Origin of the sequence: Paenibacillus sp. FSL F4-0097 (genome assembly GCF_038593125.1) — a bacterium.
GTDB lineage: Bacteria > Bacillota > Bacilli > Paenibacillales > Paenibacillaceae > Paenibacillus_AQ > Paenibacillus_AQ odorifer.
Map to the genome: position 1 here is coordinate 5,249,022 of NZ_CP151965.1, position 22,554 is coordinate 5,271,575.

The window sequence follows — 22,554 nt, forward strand, 5'->3', positions numbered from 1 at the left end:
AACGCATCTATTATGTTTTATGTGATTATACATCGGAATAGTCGGAATTACTATAGAATCCAAATAAAAAAATCTGCAAAGCAACATAATGTTGGCTTTGCAGATTCATAGTTGATTATTCAGATCCTATTTTCTATTACTTCACTGTCACTGATACCGTAACTGTCTTGCCGCCTAGCTTTCCTTTAATGGATGTCGTTCCTTTACTCACAGCTACAATCTGACCGCTAGCAGATACTCTCGCTACAGAAGGCTTGGAGCTGGTCCATACCGCACTTCCAGTAACAACAGCAGTCTTACCAGTATCATACTGTGCAGTCACGACTACATTCTGAACGGCTCCCGGAGCCATTTTCAGTCTGCTTTCATTAACGGTTAGCTTTGTCAGTTTAGGAACTACAGTAATTTTGACACTAGCAGCAATCCCTTGGTAAGATCCTGTCAGCGTAGCAGTACCTTCTGTTACTGCTTTAACGGATGTAGCTTTAACCGTAGCAACCGCCTCATTCGAGGACTGCCAATTCATACTGCTGGAGACATTTCCTGTCTTACCATTAGAATAATAAGCCGTTACCTTTATCGCTTTAGAGCCTTTAATGTTCATTTCGATAGCAGTAGGTTCTACAACAAGCTTAGTAACCTTTTGTTCAATGGTAACTGGGATACTGATGGTTTTATTGGCGTAAGTTCCCTTTAAAGTAGCAGAACCCTTCACCAGTCCTTTGATTACCTTACCGGAAGTTGTTGTCTTGATAATTGCATTCGTACCGGTAAGCTCCCATTCCATAGTTCCAGTAGCATCAAGTTCACTGCCGTTTTCCATCACAGCTTTCACTTCAGGAACAGCCTTCTCTTCACCAGTAACAATCACCAGATTTTCTTCTGGTCCAAGCAAGACAAGGACTTTATCTTTCACTGTAACCTTTACTTCAACACTTTTTTCTCTTACAGCTGTTTTTGAAGTCGTTGGGTTTTCTGATTTTATTTTACCGATAACCTTCACAATACCTGCCGATTCAGCTACAATTTTACCGTCTTTAATGGTGGCAATCTCATCATCCGCAGAGGTCCACTCGATATCACTGCTAAGATCTAGCTTTGTTCCGTCAAGCTTTGTACCGTTTACTTTTGGAAGGCTTACGGTGTCATCTGTGTAAAGCTCCAGTTCCGTCTTGTCGGCTTCCAGTTCTGTAATCGTAGGATAAACTGTCAGCTTAAAGCTTTTATTAATTCCTCTGTACTCTGCTTTAATAACCGAAGTTCCCACTGCTTTAGCAGTCACTGCCGCGGTATCGCTACCAGGCGTAACGGTTGCCGCCAATTGGTTATCTGAAGTCCATACTGCGCTGCCTGAAATATTCGGAGTAGAATTCGCAGCATCGCGAACCTCAGCCTTAACGTTCAGGGTTTCACCCATAAACAGGAATTGATCTCCTGTAGGAGTAAGTAGTAGCGCTTCATAAGGAGCACGTACATATACGTCTACAGTTTGTGTAATCCCCAGATAGGATACTGTAATTACAGCTTTACCAGCAGACAACACTTTGATCTCGCCTTTGTCTACTGTAGCTACACTAGCACTAGAAGAGGACCATTCCGCTTTCGCTGAAATATCATTTGCGCTGGATTTTGTAGTTTCTTTAGTCTCTGCAACCAATTTCAAAGGTGCATCTCCAACTAGCATCTCTAGTTCTTTAACGATTTTGTCGTCATGTTTAAGCTCAATTTCAGAATAAGGCAATTTCACTACAGCCTTAAAGGTTGCTGTTAAGGTCTTGTATTTGGCAGTGATCGTTGCTGTACCTTCACCAGCCAAAGTGATCTTACCTTCTGCAATGGTCAATACGCTTGTGTTGGAGCTGCTCCAAGTAGTATCAGCCGTTACATCCTTAGCAGAAGTCGCTGTTTCTCCACCAATCGCATTGGCTTTGACCAGCAGTTTATCCTCATCATCACCCAATTTGTAGTTCCCTTCAGAACTATATTCGAGCTTCAGTTCTTTAACAGGATGTGCTACCTCAACTTCAATGGTAGCAAGTGCATGATTATAAGTCGCTGTAATAATAGCTTTTCCACTGTCTATCGGAGTCAGCAGGCCATTTACTACCTTTACAGCGTTTGTGTTAGAAGAATTCCATACAACTGCACCTGTCACATCTCTTTTAGATGAGGACCCTTCCACATTCGCATATACCTTAAGTTGCTTTGGCGTTTGTCCAACCGTAAGCTCTACTTTAGCTGAGCTTTCGAATTCAATCGAGTTGATATCGCCGGTCGCTGCAAAGACACTTACCGGAAAAACCGCAGTAGCTAACAATATCATGATGAGGAGCATTTTCGTCATTTTCCTGTACACAGTCATTTGTTCTCTCCCTTAGGCTATAATGTCGTTCGGTGGTTTATCCCCACACTCTTTTACTTATATCGACAATTGTACCCTAAGTGTTTACCCCCTGGCTCTATAAAGCGAAATTCGGGACTTTCAGACTAGATAATACGGTAAAGGTTGATCAAAATATTAGGAAGTAATATGCTAACTACTAAATTCTTTCTTGAAACAAGGGGGCTACGATGAGTGCAGAGAACGTCCAACTAGAAGCAATCCCGTCTCCTAAACAGGAAGATAGCTTCCTTAAAGGGGTAAAAGATTGTATTCCCACACTACTAGGCTACTTAAGCATCGGACTTGCAGCAGGCGTTGTTCAAAAGACAGCCGGACTCAGCATTGCTGAGATTGCCTTAATCAGCTTGATTCTTTACGCGGGCTCAGCTCAGTTTATAGCTGCTGGAATGATAGCCGTTAGCAGCTCGCCTGCGGCCATTATCATTACGATATTTATCGTGAATCTTCGCCATATTTTGCTTAGTGCAGCTCTTTCTCCTTATTTCCGCCATCTTTCCCCACTGAGAAATATGCTGGTTGGTTCTTTATTGACTGATGAGACCTTTGGAGTTGCCATCAATCAAGCTTTGAATAAGCAGCAAATCAGTGAAAAATGGATGCACGGTCTAAATCTCACAGCATATTTAAATTGGTTTCTTGCGAATGTAGCGGGAGCTTTTTTAGCCCAGTGGATCTCAGACCCTGATCAATTCGGTTTGCAGTTTGCCTTACCTGCGATGTTTATTGGCATTCTTGTAATTTCCATGATTGACCGTAATAAAATCAAACTAGATTTGGTTGTCGCAATCCTTGCCGTAATCATAGCAGTAGGAAGCTCTTTCCTATTCTCCAGTAGTGTTGGAGTGATTATCGCTACAGTTATTGCGTCAACGATAGGGATGGTGTTTGAAAAATGGAAGTGAGATGGGATGTATTTCTGATCATTCTAGGAGCAGCTTTTGTGACCTTTATTCCCAGGGTGGTTCCGCTTATGATCCTTAGCCGTTTTGAATTGCCAGAATGGGGAATGCGCTGGTTAAATTATGTACCTATCTCTGTTATGGCGGCATTAATAGGTCAGGAGATATTTTTGAATGATGGAAAATTTTCGTCTTTAGCTAATAACATTGAGCTTTTTGCAGCATTGCCTACTTTTTTGGTTGCGATAAAAACCCGGAGCTTGCTAGGCACTGTACTGGCGGGAATTGTTTCAATCATGATCCTACGGATGTTTTTTTGATCCACTTCTACGCGTATGAAGTCGCTATCGGACACAGTTGACCTTATTCGCAGCATTATCCCACTTTTGGAACACTAACGGACCCCATAGTTGCTATTGTCATGAAAAACACCTATTATGAACCACTTTCTGAGGAATAGCTGCGCTGGAGTCCGAAACAAAGCATAAAAAGCAAAAAAATTGCAAATAACGCCATCTGGGTCCGAAAGCATCAGGAGATTGTTATGAATTGGTGGTCTAGGCAGCAGCAACTAAAAAACAGAGCAGCCCTTCCCCATTAACGGGAAAATGACTGCTCTGTTTTCTTTTTACTAATATTTATTGCTTAACGAACAGCCTGCTGAAGCCCAGTCTGACTAACCCCGATCAACTCGCCGCGGCATTCGTTCACGCCAGCTTCCGTTATCTTCACCTGACAAAGTTCTCCTTGGAGTGAATCTTCACCATCGAAGAACACCTGCAAATAGTTGTCGCTAAACCCATGCTGGATATTGCGGCCCGGAGCCCCTTTTGCGGCTCTTTCCGGAATAACACTTAATGTCTGGCCTACAAATTTACGAGCATAAGCTATTTGCATTTCTTCTGAAAGATCAATCAGTTCCTGCACGCGTACATTTTTGATTTCTTCGTCGATCTGATTCTCCATCCGCGCTGCTGGAGTGCCCGTCCGCTTGGAGTAAGGGAATACATGCATCTCAGAGTAATTAATAGCCTTCATGAAATCGTAGCCGGCACGGAACATTTCATCGGTCTCCCCCGGGAATCCAACGATAACATCCGTAGTAATCCCGACATCTGGCATCGCCTGACGGATCAGCTGCATTTTGGCGTAATATTCTTCTGTCGTATATTTACGGCGCATTGCTTTCAGCACATCATTATGTCCGGCTTGCAGCGGGATATGCAGATGACGGCACATTTTAGAGGAACGGTTCAGCACCTCCAGCAGCTTCTCATCGATCTGGCTGGCTTCGATAGAACTGATACGTACCCGCTCCAGTCCATCCACCTTATCTAGATCCCACAGCAAATCGGCTAGACGGTAATTATCAAGATCATCACCGTAACCACCGGTATGAATACCCGTGAGAACAAATTCTTTATACCCTGCTTCTACTAATTGATGCGCCTGGGTTACGATGCTTTTGGGATCACGGCTGCGGGAAAGTCCACGTGACCATGGAATGATGCAGAATGTGCAGAAGTTGTTGCAGCCATCCTGAATCTTCATAAAAGCACGCGTCCGATCCGCAAAGCCAGGTACATCCATCTCTTCGAATTCACGTGTCTTCATAATATTACGAACAGCGTTGACTGGCTGACGTGAGGCTTCAATGTTCTTCACATGCGTCATGATCTGATCGCGGTCCTGGTTACCAATAACAAGATCGACACCAGGAATATCCAGAATCTCACCAGGAGAGGTCTGTGCATAGCAGCCAGTAACCGCCACGATAGCCTCCGGATTGCGGCGAACGGCACGACGAATCATTTGACGGCTTTTTTTGTCACCTGTATTAGTTACAGTACAAGTATTAATCAGATATACATCGGCGGGTCCCTCGAAATCGACCTGCTCGTAACCTTCATTTTTGAATAGCTGCCAGATGGCTTCGGTGTCATAAAAATTCACTTTACAACCTAAAGTATAAAATGCTACGGATGGCATCTCTTAAGCTCCTCCCATTTCTCCAGATTCATATAAAATACAAGCAGCGGCAACCATGCCCGCTGTCTCACAGCGCAGAATACGCCGTCCTAGTCCTACGGAAACCGCACCAGCTTCTTCTGCCTTTTGGCATTCCTCTGGTGTAAAGCCCCCTTCAGGACCTACCACAATCAATACCTTCCCACCAGCCTGCGGTGAAAGCGAGGATAACCAAGGGGCAACACTGCTGCGAAGCTGCAAGCCTTCTTCTTTTTCATAACAGAAATAAATTGCATCATACTCACTAAAAGTCTGGAGCAGCTGCTTCCAGGATAACGGTGAGCCTACAGCCGGAACGATGTTCCGGTGTGCCTGCTCGGCAGCTTCTTTACAAATTTTACGCCAGCGGTCCAGCCGCTTACTTTCCTTGCGTTCATCGTATTGTACAATCGTGCGCTCCGACAGAAAAGGAATAAAACCAACGGCTCCAATTTCTGTGCACTTTTGAATGACAGTTTCCATCTTATCAGCCTTGGGTAAGCTCTGAGCCACTGTGATTTTTATCCGCGGTTCATGCGTCATCTCCAGGGTTTCCAGGATATTCACTGTCACTTCCCCAATTTCGATCTGAGCAATCTCCACTAACGCTTCACGGGAGACGCCATCGCTGACAATAAGCTTGTCCCCAGCCTTACCGCGCATCACTTTGGCAATATGCCTTGCATCTTCCCCGTCAATTCTAACGTTATCTGCACCAAACTGCTCCGGTGTAACAAAATATCGCTGCATCTCTTCATCATCCTGTTCATGAATTCAGTAAGAAGAAACGGTAAAGACGCCTTAATAAAGACGTCACCCGTTTCTTAGAGAAATATAACTATGGATCAGGCGAAATTTAACTATCCTATTTTTCAACAAATTACATAATACAATGTTTAAGCAGGGTTGACCAGACTTCAGTCCCTACCTTAGCTGCCAAACATTCTTAGGAATAGCTGCACAAATGTTCTCGACATTTCACTAGCCCAGTGGCCAAGAGGATCAATGGTATAGGTTCGTAACCCTGGAATAAACAGAATTAATAAAAAGATAAATACAGCCCATTGCTCAAATTGCTGTAATTTGCCCCGAATGGAGCGAGGAGCAATATCCTCCACAATCCGGTAGCCATCCAGCGGAGGCAATGGAATCAGATTGAACAAGAATAAAAAGAAGTTCCATTGAATAAAGGTGCCAAAGAACAGATACACTGCCTCTAAAACGCGATCATTGGAGATCGACTCTAATACACCGGTTGCCGCAAGCACCCCATATATTAAAGCACCAATAATCCCTAGTAACAGGTTACTGATTGGGCCCGCAGCAGACACAATGACTCCCATCAGACGGGGGCGGCTAAAGTTATCGCGGTTTACAGGAACCGGACGCGCCCACCCGAAACCAGCAACCAGCAGCAGTAAAATACCAAAAAAATCGAAGTGTACAGCAGGGTTAAGCGTCATGCGTCCTAATAATCTAGCCGTAGGGTCACCGAACTTATTTGCGAAATAAGCATGACTGAATTCATGTACTGTAAAAGCAATTAAAATCGTAATAAGCAGAAAAGGAAGCTGATCCAAATCTACACGTATTATACTTTGCAATATATCCATTTTTACCTCTTTCCGGCTGTAAATGCCACCCAATCTTCTTCACGGGATACTTCCATAATCTCAAAGCCGGACTCTTGTAGTGCGTTAGCCACAAGCCCTTCTTTATCCTTGTAAATACCAGAGGTAATATACAAGCCTCCTGGCTGAAGTGCACGATACACATCATCCGTAAACAATACGATGATTTCTGCCAAAATATTCGCAACTACAATCTTCACTGGGAGTGTAACGCCAAGACTATCCACTGTTACTTGCTCAGCAGGTGTTCCCTCAAGAGTGTGACCCGGTCTAGCGGATGGCCACATTTCTCCAGCAGCCGTGTCAGCTACACCTTCACCGCCTAGCAAGGAGAGCAGGTCGCTTTCTTTTACCGTAATGAACTTCTCAAGTTTGTTCAGTGCTACATTCTCGCGCGCACTTTCAACAGCTACAGGGTCCAAATCTAACGCCAGCACGGATTTCGCACCGAGCAGCATCGCACCTACAGCCAATATTCCTGAACCCGTACCAACATCGATTACTTCTTCGCCGCCGCTAATATTCTTCTCGAGCGCACGCAGGCACAAAGCTGTTGTAGGGTGAGTCCCTGTACCAAATGCCATACCAGGGTCCAGCTCAATGATTGCTTCATCTGGGCGCTCAGGCGTATATTCCTCCCAAGTTGGTTTAATCGTGAGACGCTCCGATACCCTGAGCGGTTTAAAATATTGCTTCCAAGCATGCGCCCATTCGTCTTCATCTACGGTTTTCCAAGAAATCAGCGATTTGCCCGGATCAATACCGTACTCACGCAATTCTGCTACCCGTGGAGTCAGTTCTTCTATAACAGCATCCATATCCGTGGAATCGGCATAATAACCTTTGATTACCGCTTCCCCTTCTGGGATATCATTCAAGGGTTGGTCGTATAATTCACCGTAACGCGTATTCCGCTCTTTACTGAGTGTTCCGGATTCTTCAATAGAAACCCCACCCGCTCCTGCTTCATATAAAAAATTCGAAATCATTTCTTGTGCTTCTTCTGTTGTATGTATCGTCACTTCATGCCATAACATCTTTATGTGATCCTCCTAAAGTTTTGTGAGCGTTAGCTTCATTGATTGACTTCGTGCAAAACTGGCTTCGTAAGCATAGACTTAGTTTTGTGAGCATTCGCTTCATAGTATAACATTTCTTCTTGGGGTAACGCCAAACTACAGATCAACGCTCTGCTATGCCCGTGCTGCTCCTGCAAAAGCAATCGAGCGAATGATCATCTACCATCCCCGATGCCTGCATAAAAGCATAACATATGGTAGAGCCGACAAACTTCATGCCTCGCTTTTTTAATGCTTTACTCATTGCGTCAGACTGAGCCGTCGAAGCAGGGACATCCGCACGTGTCTTCCAATGGTTAATCGAAGGTGCACCCCCCACAAAACTCCAGAGATAATCTGCAAAGCTGCCTGTTTCCGCACTAATTTGCAAATATACGCTTGCATTACGAATGATAGAATCAATCTTTAAGCGATTTCTAATAATCCCGGGATCGTTCATCAGCTCAGCAATTTTCGGCTCATCATAATGCACAATCTTTTCCGGATCAAATCCATCAAATACCTCTCTGTAATGTGCCCGCTTTTTTAAGACGGTGTACCAGCTTAATCCTGCCTGCATGCCTTCGAGCATAAGTAATTCAAACAGCTTCCGGTCATCATACAGAGGTTTACCCCACTCTTCATCATGGTATGCGATATATAAAGGATCCTCATTAACCCAAGCACAGCGAGTGATTTCCATCCTTTTCTCTCCTTTACGCTAATCCTCCCTGAGTCCACTCAGCATCTACTCACTGTAAACGAAAAAAAGGGAAGAACACAAGGTTCCTCCCTAAAAAAAATTTTCTATGGCCGCAGCTGCACTCTTGTTTCTTTATCCGGATCGTCAGTCGTATAGAAGAATATATAAATAGAAGCTTCTGTACCTTTGAAACCCTTGTAAACATCAATGGCCTTATTGTTTCCATCCCCCGTGAAATTAACGGTCAGAGGTTTACCTAAAATACGCTCTTTCCCCAGTCCGATATGGGTCTGGTTAATTCCACCGAAGCGAGCATCTTCACTTTCAGTCTCTACATAAAGATCGGCACCCTGCATATAGTACGTCCATTTTACCGGATAACCACTAAGCTGCTGGATAAGCGTCTGTTTCTTATCAGATATATTCGTCAACAGAAGTGGTGTTTTTTCGTCCTTGTTAATTTTATAGCTGCCGTGCTGAGTCACCTTGTATTTAGCAACAAAGGTAATTGGCGTCTCTTCTGTGATTTCAAGGTCAACTGGCCGCTCAAAACGAAGCACTGTTAATTCCGGCTCACCTTCTGGAGATCTCCAGAAATTGCCCTCCAGCGTCTTGCCTGCTACTTCAAGAGTAGACTTTTGATACGGGAAATTGTTGCCTTTCTCTTTACTTCTAATGGCGATTCGAATTTGAGTAGGCGTCACTACCATTTTCTCCAGCGTGTAATTAGGTTCGCCCTCTTCTAGCGGCAGATTCAATGAAGTATTTATGGTTCCGCTCTCCATCTGCTTTTTGCTTAATTGAAGATCAAAAGCTAGTGGCCCCTCAACCTTTTTCTCTTGTTTCATGTACTGCAGCTTGTAATTCACTTCTCCGCTGGAAATATCAGCCGCCTTAAAATATTGCTGGGACGTATATTCCCCGTTTTCTCCCGGTGTACCGAAAGCACCTCCTGCCAGCGAATTTATGAGCGTTCCGTTTTTGTAAGCGACTATATTTGGAAAGGCCCATTCTTTTGTTTCTGGCTGATCAAAAATGATCGCTGAAGAGAATAATATTTTTTCTTGTCCTTGGGTAAAAGGTTTCACCTCTATGCTGCGCATCCCTTCCTGTCCAATAGGAAACTTTTGTGTCTCCTGCGATTGGATATCCAGCGGTAAATCTAACTCCTGTGTGCTAAAGGCTTGCAGATTATCTGCAACTAGTTGCACATTCACAGTGTCCTTTTTCGGTGTCCAATCACTCTCGAAATATCCGTTGTAATGTTGATTTTTCTCATCCCATAACACATAACTGAACTCACTGGGACCATTCGCCCCATCTGCGCCCTTCAAAGTCATTCCTTTAACATTCCAATTTTCATTTTCCAAGCGTTTTCCTACATCCAAAGTGAATAAGATAACCGTCCGATTCTCATCCACAATCGCTGTATGTAGCTTCAGAGTTACTCCATCCTGTGTCACCGACTGGTTCAGTTGTTGTCCGAGATTTTGGGCCAGCGCTGATTGAACGCCTCCTCTCCCATGGAGCAAATTATCCCAATCATAATGCACTGCCGCATATACGGGTGCCGCTGCAATAAGTACTGAAAATGAAGCAACCACAGCTATTTTACTCCAGTTTCTCCCTCTGTTCCCGCTACCATTGGCCATACGAAGTTGTAGGGGAGTCATTGTACTGTTTTCTTGCTCTAAACGTCCCCACATGCGTTCAAAATCTGGATAAGGCACGCCTTTATCTTCATTTAAACGATGCTCCAGCATATTTTCTAACTTTTTCAAAAGCTTCGCCCTCCTTTAGTTCAATTTGAACCCCAGCCTCCTGCAGGATTCTCCTCATTACCGTTAGTCCTTTATGCAGCCTAGATTTGGTCGTTCCAAGTGGAATGGACAGCAGATCCGAAATTTCAGCCAGACTGAAATCATGCATATACCTAAGTGTGAGCACCATCCTAAGTTTGATAGGGACCTGGCTCATATATTGCGCCCACTCGACCTCCGTCTCACGCTGCTCAATCTGCTGCTCCACAGCTGTTTCTGCCGTTTTATTAAAGAAATGAAGGTTGTCCGTAATCTTCTGTTGTAATGTCCGTTTTCGTTTCAAATGATTGAGGCAATGGTTGACCGTTATTTTCATAATCCAAGCCTTGATATGCTCCACGTGCTCACGATTGCTGCGAAATACTGTAATAAAGACATCCTGAGTCAAATCCTCTGCATCCGCCGCGTCATGCACCATATAGTAGCAAGTCCGGTATACATCTTTATTGTAGGTTTCAAATAACTCCCGGTTACTCTCCAAATCTTGCGCCCTCCTTTCTTGACTGAGATATCTATATGACAACCAATCCTTGGAAAAGGTTCGTTTTTCTGAGCATAAACTATCGCTACTCTTAAAGACATAGGGAAAATCAAACGGGCTTAATAATCTGAATGAAGCAAATGGAGGAAGGACAATGACTCTTTTAACTACTGGTCCGATAGAAAACAATGTTAACTCAGAAAACAACACAAGACTTACACAACAGGTCACGGTCAAATTCGCTAATGGTAGCGGTCAGATTGCTTCTACAGTTCTGATTGAAGGCTACTACATGAATGAAGAAAGAATTCAATATGTAGGCGATCTGCTAGATGTGATGCCAAATCAAGTAATAACTAAAAATTATTTTGCGGATTTTGATACTTTCGAATTTTTTTTCACAACTGCTAGTTTGCCAGATCATCCAATTCAACTCTCATTTTGGGGTAAAGACAGTGCAGAAAGATTAGTAGCCCCGCATCGATTAGTTACAGCAGAATTACTTGGGTATGATGGGGCAACTGGCGCGACAGGCGCTACTGGGGTGATGGGGCTAAAGGTGGGACTGGCTCTGATGGGGCGATTGGGGACACGGGAGTTACTGGAGTCACTGGCACGACTGGTGCTTCTGGTAACACCGGAGTTAACGGAGTCATCATAAATCATAGATATATGATTCCTACCTTGATTGTTAACAAAATCGGATAATACCAACAATTAAAAGGGTCTATCTCTCGCAAGTAGGAGACCGACCCTTTTTTGCTGATATTCAATCTATCAACATACATACTGCTGCTAGAGAATATCCATAACTTCACGCGCTTGTGTGTCGAGATTTTGTGCAGATGAAGCAATCTTCGAAAAATCCTCCAACGCCACCAGAACCTGCTGCTGACTATCTTCTATATTTTCTTGCACTTGATTTGTACCTATAGAGATCTTTCCAATTTCCAGCGTGATCGCATCCACACTATCCCGTACCTTTATGATCGAATCTTGTACCATGGAAGATAACTTTCTTACTTCTTTTGCCACCACCTCAAAACCTCGGCCATACTCCCCGGCATGCGCTGCCTCAATAGCAGCATTTAGGGCTAATAATTGCGTTTGCGAAGCAATATCACGAATCGTTTGCACGATGCTATGAATCGATACAGCTTGCTTTTCAAGATTAGCTAGAGTATGTGTATTTTCTATCGATACTTCGGCGATTTTGTTGATGCTTCGTAATAATTCTTGACTGCGCTCAATACCTAAATCTGCTCTTTGATTCAAGCTGTCTGCCATCTCTTGCATCCGTTGCACAACATTACTCATGTTGCTTTGTCTTTGGGTGATATTAGTTGCTATTTTAGATACTCCGATGACTTGTTCATTGCTTTCATCAAACACTGGCATGTAGGTGGCTTCAAGCCAAACCGCATTTCCTTTCGAATCCATTCGTTCGATCTTATCCTGAAAACTCTTCCCTGTAAAAAGATCCTGCCAAAACCGTTCGTAACCTGGGCTATCTGCGAAATGTGGAAAACAGAACTCTTTATGATGCATTCCGTACATTTCATCTTTTTTATATCCCATGGAATTTGCAAAAACCTCATTCACATAAGCAACTCGGCGATCAAGGTCAAACCGGATAATAGCTAAATTTCTTTCTAAAGATCTAACAACAAGCCCATCAGTAACTCCTTGAGAGTGTACCAGCCCCATTCTAATTCCCCCTGAAAAAATTCAATACTTGATTGGTCGTAGTTAGTATATTCGAACAATTATACATCCTTAATTTGTAGTGTGATATTAGCTATTTTACTTAAAATATTTATAACATCTGCAGACGTTAATATAATTGAAAATAATGATAATTAGGGAAAACTTCCCTAATGATGTGCAAGATTCGAAGGTTGAACTATCTTTTAGGGAAATACTCCACCAAAAACTCATGAAATCAGGCTTTTCTATCTTTTCGAGCGTTTTTCAGGGAGGTTTTCCCTAATTAATCATTTTCCAACCTCAATCATGCCGAAAATTATATCCAATTCCAACAGAAATGCATCTACAGCTACGTCGACTATGAGACGCCCAAATTCTTCTTAGCGGTAGCCTTACTTATAAGCTAAAAGCTTGCCCTAATTTAGTTCATTTTTCTGATCTCATAACAAAAAAACCCAGCTGCAAATATCAGCTAGGGTTCAACTCTCAATTTCATTTTCAAATTCTATCATTCTCAATCCCATTACTAATTTCAATTTTCAGATTCCAACCACAAAGCACTACTTCAGTCGTTCCCTCATTACGAGCACGCAGCAAAATATGGCAGTTCATCCGAATCAAATGCACTCCAGCCAGGCTGCGGTGCAGCAAGCTACGTCTACCTTCGCTTCATGCAGCAGTTGTCTGCGACCTGTGCGAATATATTCCTTCTCCCATTGTACGTACAGTCAAAAGTATCTTATTAATTGGATTTATAATCTTTTATTTTAATCCCCAAAACCATATCCTTCTGATATGCGTCAGCTTGCTTCAAACCAATAATCCTTGGGTCTGAAGGGTAGTGACGTTCAAGATATAACAAAAATGCGTGATGAAACCTAATTTCGGCATCCAATTTATTCAGTTCGTTCGGATGATTCTCTAGTTCGGTTAATTCTGCTTCCCATCGATACAAATCGCTCGCCTCAGAGCGCTCCATACGAACCTTCTCTGTCAGCTCCCGCAACTCACGATAGGCCCGTTTTACTTTTGGAGAGTACAACTGCTTCTGGTTCAAATAGGTTAATAGTGCGATCAATAAGGCTAATCCTGTCCACAAAATAACGTTATCCATCTTCTCCCCCCACACTTAAGCTCTTCGCCCTAATTATACATGCCCAAACACAAAAATACCCCACAAAGTGAGGTATCCGCCTTAGCTTTTTTAGCTGCTATTCTTTCTTCATAATCTCATTCAGCTGACGTTTGTCCGCTTCTTGTGCGCGATCCTGAGCTTCAATATCATCAAGATCGGCTTCCGCCGCCGAGAATTCTACATCCTCCGCTTTAGCTTCATATAACATTTTCAATTTCTCCGTCTTGGAGAAGATTTGTGAGTTTTCTCTATCCATTGTTCGTCTCCTTTCTTCTTATTAATGAAGTGCCGATCAGACCATCCCGCCTGCTTCTTCAATTAAGCGCAGAGCCTGATCGTAGGACTCCGTATGCACAATAACCGTAAGCAAAATATCTCTCCCCGTTGGACCTCCGTTACCACCATGACTCATTCCGCTAGAGCTGGTGTCCGCAGCTGCAAGTATGCCTGTGTGTGCGTGCTCAGCAGTCATGGAGTCCATTCTGGCCACATTGCCTGTCACCGGATTTACCCCTGAGCTAAAGCTGGTACCTCCATATCTACTGAAGCGATCAATGGAAACTTCAATGGCCCGAAGTGCACGAAGCTTGCGCGCGACGCCTTCGGCTTCCTCTGGACTTTTAAAATATGCCAAAATATATCTTTCCGACATCTTATCCCCGCTCTCGCTTGAAATTCAGACATCTGTTGCATTCATTTATATTGTCTTAATTTCACTTGTTTTATGCTCTGATTTTCTTATATTCCACTTATCTACTGGGTATTCGACATTTTCCTCAACGCTTCGCTGCAATATGGTACTAAAGTTGTATATTCGATTTGAAGTTATAGCTGTAGAATAAATTTAATTTTCATAATTTTTTACATTTTATATGGAGGAGGAGAACCACAGACACATTGTAATACAAAAAATTCATTTGGGAGGATGAACTTATTTGAAACGTACCTTTAAACACTCTATTCAAAGATTTGCTATTGGAGCGGCAAGCTTCGGTCTGGCTGTGTCTGTTCTTTTTCCATCAGCTGCATTTGCGAACTCATCCCTTGAATCTTCAACCCTGGTTACGGATGTACAGTCTCAAAGTGTGACCCCTCATAACTATGCTGGAGTACTCAAAGGTTCAGCACCAGTTTCAGTGATTGTGGAATTGACTAATAAACCAGTCAGTGTGTATGTAAATGAGGCAAAAACTTATTCTTTACGATCCTCAGTCTCCTCACAACGCAGTAAAATTATCTCAGAGCATAAAAGCTTTATTTCCTCAACACAGAAAATCGATGCAAATATCGGTTTTGAATACAGTGAGATTTTTAATGGGTATTCCATTACGCTGCCAGCCAATCAAGTAAACAAGCTGTTAGAGCTTCCAGGCGTTGCCGCTATTTATCCGAATGAAGAAGTACATGCGTTAGCAGACAGTGTTGAAGTAGCGACATTACCTGTTACACGTTCCTATTCAGACAGCGGCAAGCTAATAGGCGCGGACAAACTACATGATTTAGGTTACACAGGCAAAGATGTACAGGTAGCGGTTGTCGATACTGGTATTGATAAGAATCACCCTTTGTTAAAAGATAATTATAAGGGCGGCTATGATGTATATGATCAGGATGATGATCCGGCTGAAACAGCCCCTGATGCTAACTTCCCTCCAAGAGCAGGCACTCCTTACGAAACCTCGCATGGTACACACGTTGCCGGGACAATTTTAGATGTGGCACCTGAGGTAGAATTGTATGCGTATCGCGTACTTGGTCCCTATGGATCTGGTTCCACAGCGGATGTAATTGCGGGTATTGAGAAAGCGGTCGATGACGGAGCAGATGTTATTAACCTTTCTCTAGGCTCTAGTGTCAACCAAAGCTATTCCGCGAGTTCAATCGCGATAGACAATACCGTAAAATCGGGCGTGAATGTTATTGTTGCCGCCGGTAACGCTGGACCGGATGCAGGAACACTGGGCGAACCCGCTGGTGCCCAACTCGCGCTTAGTGTTGGAGCTTCTACTACTCCGATAAATACCCCTTTCTTTGATATTGGCGATGTTAAAAAGATTCCCGGGACATTAGCCAGTTACTCCCCAGATTTAATCGATAATATTGCTGGCAGTAAGATCGTTTTCGCTGGTCTTGGAAGTCCTTCCGATTACAAAAATCTGGATGTCAAAGATAAGGTAGTGCTTGTCGATCGGGGCTCGCTGAGCTTCTCAGACAAATCTCTTAATGCCAAAGCTGCTGGTGCGAAGCTTTTGCTGATTGCCAATAATGAGCCTGGTGAAATCAGCCCCACCCTTGGTGCGCCTGGGGATTACATTCCTACCTACGGAATCAGTCAAGCCGATGGCAAAAAAATAAAAACTCAGATGGCTGCGGCTAAAGATATAATCAGTTACTATATAGCGCTTGAAGTAAATCAGTTAGCAAACTTCAGTTCTATGGGTCCGGGGATGCCCGATTATCTAATAAAACCTGATGTTGTAGCGCCCGGAGTCAATATCAACTCGACGATCCCTAGCTGGGATGGGAACTATGACCAAGCTTTCGGCTTAAAAAATGGCACTAGCATGGCAACTCCACACGTTGTAGGAGCTGTGGCTTTGTTACTGAGTAAAAACTCTGATCTGAAGCCAAATGAAATTAAAGCCCTGCTGATGAACAATGCTGATCCTATTTTTAAACGTGATGGGAATTCTTACTCCTTGTACCAACAAGGTGCAGGTTTAATTAATCTGGAGAAGTCGATAAACGCTAAATCCATTGCTAAAGTCGGTGAGATCCTTAACAGCGGTCTTCCGGGTACTGTTGAAATCCCTTATTACACAGGTTCCTTATCCTTCGGCTTACAGCCAAAGGGTGTTACCGTAACGAAAGCTGTCTATGTAGAGGACTTTAAAGGGAATGGAGAAACATACACCCTTTCCACCAAATGGCTGACAGAAGCTCCTAATGATATTAGTATTGATTTTGCACCAAACAGTGTTATCTCAGGGGTAAATCAATATGCACAATTTACACTCAATGTATCTAAAATAGCAAAAGAGGGCGCATATGAAGGCATCCTGTTACTTACCTCTGATACAGAAACCCTTCGTCTGCCATTTAACGTTGTTGTAGGTGACCAATTTAATGTAGCACCTATTAATCAGCTTTCTTTTGAAAGTCCACAAATTTCACCTAATGGTGATGGTCGCTCAGACGACACCACCTTTACCTTTTCTGTTAATGAAGAGCTGGAAAGCATAAGTTTCGTTGCCTCTTCAAAAGATGCTCCTGCAACAGTTTTAGGTGAAGTTTATGCAATCGACGAGAAGATCTATCGTGGCGTATACGAAGTTCCAAATTGGGATGGAACATTAACAGACCTGGAGACCTCCGCCAAGTCTACTTTAGCAGATGGTCACTACTACATCATTCCCGTGCTTCCCAATGGGCAACTGCTCGAGAAACAAAAGGCCGAGTTCACAATTGATACCGAGAAGCCGCTAGTTTCCGGCATCACCATTGAGGAGTATGAACGTGAAGCGCCAACCGATCCTGGCGTGGCACAAATTAGTGGTTTTATTGATGATGACCTAATGGCCTATTATATTTCTAATACAAACCCTATTGGAAACTGGTTTACCGTATATGCCGAAGGCAAACATTATGATGGGAATGCTTATAAATTTGGCGGTGTGATTGCAAATAACGGTGCCTTTACCATTGATGTTCCTGTTAACGAGGGGCTAAATGAGTACAAAGTCCATGTGGTCGATAAAGTGGGGAATGGTGCAGACGACGATGATTACGTTCAGCGGCTGCTTTATAGCACAGGGGATGGTACTTTCACAGTAACTCCGGCTCTTTCTGCATCCACCATTGAAGTAGGACAATCTGTGACCGTTGATTTAGATTATTCCGTGACAGACGAGGTTTATGGCGTCTATGGGGCTTCATTCGGTGTCATATACGATAATTCCCTTGAAACACCGGTAATCCAGCCAAGCGTACAGCTGGTTACGTATCAAGAGGAGCATTTCTCTAGTGTTCCACTTACAGAATATTCACAAACGTATGACCTTGGAGACGGCCACAAACTGACACAATATAGTGTCAATCTGTCAGGAGGTGCTTATCACGGCTCTGGCTCACTAGCCCAAATAACCTTCGAACCAGCAACAGCAGGAGATTATTCCTTTGAGCTATATGATGTTCAGATTTGGAATGATGCCACAACATCAACTATCCCATCTGGTTTGAGAACAGTAAGTGTAACTGTTAGCACACCTGAAAAACCGACACCGACACCAACGCCAACACCGACACCGACACCATCAGCAACGCCATCAGCAACGCCAGACCCAACAGAAACGCCAACACCGACACCATCACCTACGTCTTCTCCATCTTCTGAGACCTATGTATCTACAGCAACCAGCACTCCCACTCCTGGACCTTCTTTGAAATCCGGGAAGCTAGTAGAGACAGCCGATCCAGCTGGTGGTAAACCTTCAACGGTGTTTAACATCTTAGATGCTGCATTAACAAATTCGATCCAGAATGCAAAAGATAAGACTTCTGTACTTGATCTTAGCGATGTGAATTTCAATAAGTATAGCCAAGTCGTTATTACTCTTACCCCGGCGCAAGCCGAACAGTTGAAGAAATCGGAGAATGCACTCAGCCTTAACGGTAGTGGGTTCAATGTTCTTATTCCAGCGGCAACCCTTCCGGATTTCATTAGCAGCAGTGGTTTGTTGCTTACGATAAGTCTGGCTGATGCTAGCGATACAGCAGTCTTATCAGGAAGCTCAGCTGCGATCAATATTGGTTCTTCCATTCTGACCATTAAAAATGGTTGGACAACCGGAAAGCCGATTACCCTTCAGCTTAATCTAAAAGACAGCAGTCTACGTGATGCTCGAAAAACTGCCGCCTATGCAGAAACAAAGGATCATAAGTGGTCCTATCTGCAACCTGGATCTTTCTCTAAAGAAGGTATTCTACAGTTTACAGTTACTGGCGACGGCTCTTATAGCGTTGCATTCCGTAATGTAAGCTTCAAGGATATCGGCACTCACTGGGCTAAAGGCGATATCGAAGTTCTTGCTGCTCATGGTATCATTGCCGGCAAAGGAACCGATGGCAGCTTCAAGCCTACTGACACCTTAAATCAAGCGGAGCTACTAACGCTCTTCGACCGTCTACTTGGAAAAGGTGACACTTGGAATACTCGTATCAAACAAAGTGGTTCACGTGATGTGCTGACTCGCGAAGAAGCAGCCCTTATCATAGCTGAGGCCCTAGGCGCTGATCTTACAGTAGCTAAGACTCCTTTGAGCTTTAAGGATGCCGACAACATCGCTGCAGAAGCACGTAACGCCGTAGCCTATGCTGTAAGCAAAGGTTATCTCAAGGGCGTTGGTGCGGACAACTTCAATCCACAAGGCACTCTGACTCGTGCACAAGCAGCAACGATTCTGAGCCGTGTGTTTGAGGACCTACGTTCTTAAACAGTATCTAGTTGAACTCTCAAAGAAAGCCCCAGCAGCCATTTGGCTGCTGGGGCTTTCTCGTCTTAAGGTCACATCTGGGCGCATACGAGACAACTATCGGACACAGTTGCACTTAAACACTGAATTATGCGACATTTGCCATGCCAACGGACCCCATAGTCGCTATTAGCACGTAAAACACCAATCATGGGCGCTTTTCTGAGCAATAGCTGCACTGGAGTCCGAAACTTCGCTCAAAAGGAGAAAAATGTGCAAATTGCATCAGCTGAGTCCGACTTCGCACAAAAGGCGATAAATTTGCAAATAGCGTCAACTGGGTCCGTATGCCTCCAGATTCTTCCGGGTCCTATCCACGCAGAAGATTATGCTCGGCACTATCGGACACCGTTGCACTTAAACACTAAATTATGCGACATTTGCCATGCCAACGGACCCCATAGTCACTATTAGCACGAAAAACACCAACCATGAGCACTTTTCTAGGCAATAGCTGCACTGGTGTCCGAAACTTCGCTCAAAAGGCGATAAATTTGCAAATAGCGTCAACTGGGTCCGTATGCCTCCAGCGTCTTTTGGGTCCTATCCACGCAGAAGATTATGCTCGGCACTATCGGGCACCGTTGCACTTAAACGCTGGATTATGCGACTTTTGCCATGCCAACGGACCCCATAGTCGCTATTAGCACGAAAAACACCAAATATAAGCACTTTTCTAGGCAATAGCTGCACTGGTGTCCGAAACTTGGCTCAAAAGGAGAAAAATGTGCAAATAGCGTCAGCTGGGTCCGTAAGCCTCTAGCGTCTTCTGGGTTCTATCCACGCAGATGATTATTCTCAGCGCTTTCGGACACAGTTGCACTTAAACGCTGAATTATGCGACATTTGCCATGCCCACCGGACCCCATACTCGCTATTAGCACGAAAAACACCAAATATGAGCGCTTTTCTGAGCAATAGGTGCACTGGAGTCCGAAACTTCGCTCAAAAGGAGAAAAATGTGCAAATAGCGCCATCTGGGTCCGTATGCCTCCAGCATCTTTTGGGTCCTATCCACTCAGATGATTATTCTCGGCGCTATCGGACGCAGTTGCACTTAAATGCTGGATTATGCGACATTTACCATGCCCACCCAAAACAGATAGTGTGTTAAAAAAAGATGGAGACCAGTCGGGGGTTTCAAGGTTACAGGGTTCGGGGTTCGGGGTTCGGGGTTCGGGGTTCGGGGTTCGGGGTTCGGGGTTCGGGGTTCGGGGTTCGGGGTTCGGGGTTCGGGGTTCGGGGTTCGGGGTTCGGGGTTCGCGGTTCGGGGTTCGGGGTTCGCGGTTCGCGGTTCGCGGTTCGCGGTTCGCGGTTCGCGGTTCGCGGTTCGGGGTTCGGGGTTCGGGGTTCGGGGTTCGGGGTTCGGGGTTCGGGGTTCGGGGTTCGGGGTTCGGGGTTCGGGGTTCGGGGTTCGGGGTTCGGGGTTCGGGGTTCGGGGTTCGCGGTTCGCGGTTCGCGGTTCGCGGTTTGCGGTTCGGGGTTCGGGATTCGGGGTTCGCGGTTCGCAGTTCAGGGTTCGCGGTTCAGGGTTCGGGGACGGGATTCGGGTTCAGAGGTTCGGCGGGGTTTACCGGAGTTACCGGAGTTACCGGAGTTACCGGAGTTACCGGGCTTGCCGAGTTCACCACGAGCTGCCAGGCTTTTCCGGGTTTTCCGAGTTAGCCAAGCTCGCAAAATTCCCCAGGTTCCAGCATCACAGCTCCTCCAAAGAATTGCATGAGGTTAGTTAAATGGCCCTGCCCTAATCTCATGCTAAACAAAAACGCAGAGCAGCGATCCCCCAATAATGGGAGGATCGCTGCTCTGCTGTCTTTTTTCTATTCATTTACTGAATGAATGAGTTAGGATATCAGTCCCCGCGAAACGCACGTTTCACACGATCAAAGAAGGACTGTTCGTGTTCATGTGTGTTTTCTCCGTTCAGAGAAGCGAACTGGCGTAGCAATTCTTTTTGCTCTTCATTGAGCTTGCTAGGTGTCACAACAATTACTCGTACATGCTGATCACCTTGGCCAGATCCGCGCAGACGCGGAACACCTTTACCTTTGAGGCGGAAGAAAGTGCCTGTTTGCGTTCCGGCAGGAATCTTCAGCTTCACTTTTTCGGTTAAGGTTGGAATTTCAATCTCATCACCAAGTGCTGCCTGTGCAAACGTAAGTGGAACCTCGCACATAATATCATCGTTCTCACGCACGAAGAAATCATGCGATTTAACACGGATAACAATATACAAGTCTCCAGCAGGACCGCCGCGTAAGCCGCCTTCACCTTCGCCAGTCATGCGCAGCTGTGCACCGTCATCAACACCGGCAGGGATACGCACATGGATCTTGCGTTGCTTTTTAACTTTACCCTGTCCGCTGCAAGTTGTACATTTTTCCTTAATAATCTTACCTGTACCACTGCAATGTGAACAAGGACGACGATTACGCATCTGTCCAAGCGGTGTATTCTGTACGAATTCCTGTTGTCCACTACCATGACATACGGAACAAGTCTCTGGTTTAGTGCCCGGTTTAGCCCCGGAGCCGTAGCAGGTATCGCAAGTTTCTGTACGTGGAATAGTAATATCGGTTTCTTTGCCGAATACCGCTTCCTTGAATTCAATGGTCATGGTATACTGCAAATCCCCACCGCGCTGCGGTGCGTTAGGATCACGGCGTCCGCCGCCTCCGAAGAACATATCAAAGATATCACCAAGTCCTCCGAAGTCGCCACCACCGCCGCCTCCGAAGCCGCCCATACCTTGGTTAGGGTCAATATGGCCATATTGGTCATATCTAGCTCGCTGTTGTCCATCACTAAGAACATCATAAGCTTCTTTTACTTCCTTAAACTTAGCTTCAGCGTCATCTGCTTTATTCACGTCTGGGTGATATTGGCGCGCCAATTTCCGGTACGCTTTTTTCACCTCATCGTCTGAAGCATCTCTACTTAGGCCAAGCACTTCATAATAATCGCGTTTATCTGCCACTGCTTTCACCTCCGTGCATACATACTCAAATTCCTTATTACCTGTCAAACAAACCATTATACGATAAAACCTCAGGATCTGACCATCCAGATTCAGCGATGTTTATTCTTACAATATCAGAAGGCGCATTCGCAAAGAGTGTGCAATCTGATATTACAAAAGGAAAGTCAAAACACGGGATGACCCGGTTTTGACCTTCCC

Annotated in this window: 19 protein-coding genes; 5 read left to right on the forward strand and 14 right to left on the reverse strand. The window is 44.6% G+C overall.

From position 1 onward, the window contains the following. Nucleotides 1-136: 136 nt before the first annotated feature. The gene (locus tag MHH86_RS23580) at nt 137-2,362 is read right to left on the reverse strand and encodes a hypothetical protein (RefSeq protein ID WP_036683896.1); all 2,226 of its coding nucleotides are present in this window, start codon (nt 2,360-2,362) and stop codon (nt 137-139) included. A gap of 209 nt (nt 2,363-2,571) precedes the next feature. On the opposite strand from MHH86_RS23580, the gene MHH86_RS23585 reads away from it, so the two are divergent. Both MHH86_RS23585 and MHH86_RS23590 read left to right on the forward strand, forming a co-directional pair. After that, a complete protein-coding gene (locus MHH86_RS23585) occupies nt 2,572-3,306 on the forward strand; it encodes an AzlC family ABC transporter permease (protein WP_036683898.1) in 735 nt (244 codons plus the stop codon). Beyond that, nucleotides 3,297-3,623 (forward strand): AzlD domain-containing protein, encoded by a 327-nt coding sequence (locus MHH86_RS23590; protein WP_036683900.1) that lies wholly within the window; start codon nt 3,297-3,299, stop codon nt 3,621-3,623. Before MHH86_RS23585 ends, MHH86_RS23590 begins: the two co-directional genes overlap by 10 nt. A 325-nt stretch (nt 3,624-3,948) precedes the next feature. On the opposite strand, the gene mtaB is transcribed toward MHH86_RS23590, so the two are convergent. From mtaB to MHH86_RS23625, 7 genes are all read right to left on the reverse strand, one after another. Beyond that, a complete protein-coding gene (gene mtaB, locus MHH86_RS23595) occupies nt 3,949-5,292 on the reverse strand; it encodes a tRNA (N(6)-L-threonylcarbamoyladenosine(37)-C(2))-methylthiotransferase MtaB (protein WP_038572916.1) in 1,344 nt (447 codons plus the stop codon). Nucleotides 5,293-5,295: 3 nt separating this feature from the next. Then, a complete protein-coding gene (locus tag MHH86_RS23600; RefSeq protein ID WP_076098522.1) occupies nt 5,296-6,060 on the reverse strand; it encodes an RsmE family RNA methyltransferase in 765 nt (254 codons plus the stop codon). Nucleotides 6,061-6,239: 179 nt separating this feature from the next. Then, entirely contained in the window at nt 6,240-6,923 is a 684-nt protein-coding gene (locus tag MHH86_RS23605; RefSeq protein ID WP_036683904.1) for a site-2 protease family protein, read from the reverse strand. A 2-nt stretch (nt 6,924-6,925) separates the two neighbouring features. Beyond that, nucleotides 6,926-7,978, reverse strand: a complete 1,053-nt coding sequence (gene prmA / locus MHH86_RS23610; protein ID WP_076098521.1) for a 50S ribosomal protein L11 methyltransferase — start codon at nt 7,976-7,978, stop codon at nt 6,926-6,928. A gap of 145 nt (nt 7,979-8,123) precedes the next feature. After that, nucleotides 8,124-8,702: a DNA-3-methyladenine glycosylase I gene (locus MHH86_RS23615; protein WP_038572920.1), complete on the reverse strand. Its 579-nt coding sequence runs from the start codon at nt 8,700-8,702 to the stop codon at nt 8,124-8,126. 104 nt (nt 8,703-8,806) lie between these two features. Beyond that, on the reverse strand, nt 8,807-10,483 hold the full coding sequence (locus MHH86_RS23620) for a DUF4179 domain-containing protein (RefSeq protein WP_143767749.1): 1,677 nt from the start codon (nt 10,481-10,483) through the stop codon (nt 8,807-8,809). After that, nucleotides 10,443-11,003: an RNA polymerase sigma factor gene (locus tag MHH86_RS23625; RefSeq protein ID WP_036683913.1), complete on the reverse strand. Its 561-nt coding sequence runs from the start codon at nt 11,001-11,003 to the stop codon at nt 10,443-10,445. The genes MHH86_RS23620 and MHH86_RS23625 overlap by 41 nt, the downstream gene beginning before the upstream one ends. A 292-nt stretch (nt 11,004-11,295) precedes the next feature. Here MHH86_RS23625 and MHH86_RS23630 point away from each other — a divergent pair, with 292 nt between their 5' ends. Further along, entirely contained in the window at nt 11,296-11,664 is a 369-nt protein-coding gene (locus tag MHH86_RS23630; protein ID WP_342479440.1) for a hypothetical protein, read from the forward strand. A 134-nt stretch (nt 11,665-11,798) separates the two neighbouring features. Here the strand turns inward: MHH86_RS23630 and MHH86_RS23635 are convergent, their stop codons facing one another. From MHH86_RS23635 to MHH86_RS23655, 5 genes are all read right to left on the reverse strand, one after another. Continuing rightward, nucleotides 11,799-12,710, reverse strand: a complete 912-nt coding sequence (locus tag MHH86_RS23635) for a methyl-accepting chemotaxis protein (RefSeq protein ID WP_342479441.1) — start codon at nt 12,708-12,710, stop codon at nt 11,799-11,801. A 498-nt stretch (nt 12,711-13,208) separates the two neighbouring features. After that, nucleotides 13,209-13,361, reverse strand: coding sequence for a hypothetical protein (locus tag MHH86_RS23640; RefSeq protein WP_155986569.1), 153 nt, complete (start codon nt 13,359-13,361; stop codon nt 13,209-13,211). A 91-nt stretch (nt 13,362-13,452) separates the two neighbouring features. Then, a complete protein-coding gene (locus MHH86_RS23645) occupies nt 13,453-13,824 on the reverse strand; it encodes a hypothetical protein (RefSeq protein WP_036683921.1) in 372 nt (123 codons plus the stop codon). A gap of 97 nt (nt 13,825-13,921) precedes the next feature. Then, complete coding sequence (locus MHH86_RS23650; RefSeq protein ID WP_036683923.1) at nt 13,922-14,101, reverse strand: YfhD family protein; 180 nt, start codon at nt 14,099-14,101, stop codon at nt 13,922-13,924. A gap of 36 nt (nt 14,102-14,137) precedes the next feature. Continuing rightward, nucleotides 14,138-14,497: a hypothetical protein gene (locus MHH86_RS23655; protein WP_036683926.1), complete on the reverse strand. Its 360-nt coding sequence runs from the start codon at nt 14,495-14,497 to the stop codon at nt 14,138-14,140. A 283-nt stretch (nt 14,498-14,780) separates the two neighbouring features. On the opposite strand from MHH86_RS23655, the gene MHH86_RS23660 reads away from it, so the two are divergent. Both MHH86_RS23660 and MHH86_RS23665 read left to right on the forward strand, forming a co-directional pair. Then, nucleotides 14,781-19,337 carry a S8 family serine peptidase gene (locus MHH86_RS23660; RefSeq protein WP_342479442.1) on the forward strand — a complete coding sequence of 1,519 codons (4,557 nt, stop codon included), beginning with the start codon at nt 14,781-14,783 and terminating at the stop codon, nt 19,335-19,337. A gap of 1,509 nt (nt 19,338-20,846) precedes the next feature. After that, the gene (locus MHH86_RS23665; protein ID WP_155288180.1) at nt 20,847-21,041 is read left to right on the forward strand and encodes a hypothetical protein; all 195 of its coding nucleotides are present in this window, start codon (nt 20,847-20,849) and stop codon (nt 21,039-21,041) included. 187 nt (nt 21,042-21,228) lie between these two features. On the opposite strand, the gene dnaJ is transcribed toward MHH86_RS23665, so the two are convergent. Continuing rightward, entirely contained in the window at nt 21,229-22,353 is a 1,125-nt protein-coding gene (gene dnaJ, locus MHH86_RS23670) for a molecular chaperone DnaJ (RefSeq protein ID WP_038572930.1), read from the reverse strand. Between the last annotated feature and the right edge of the window lie 201 nt (nt 22,354-22,554).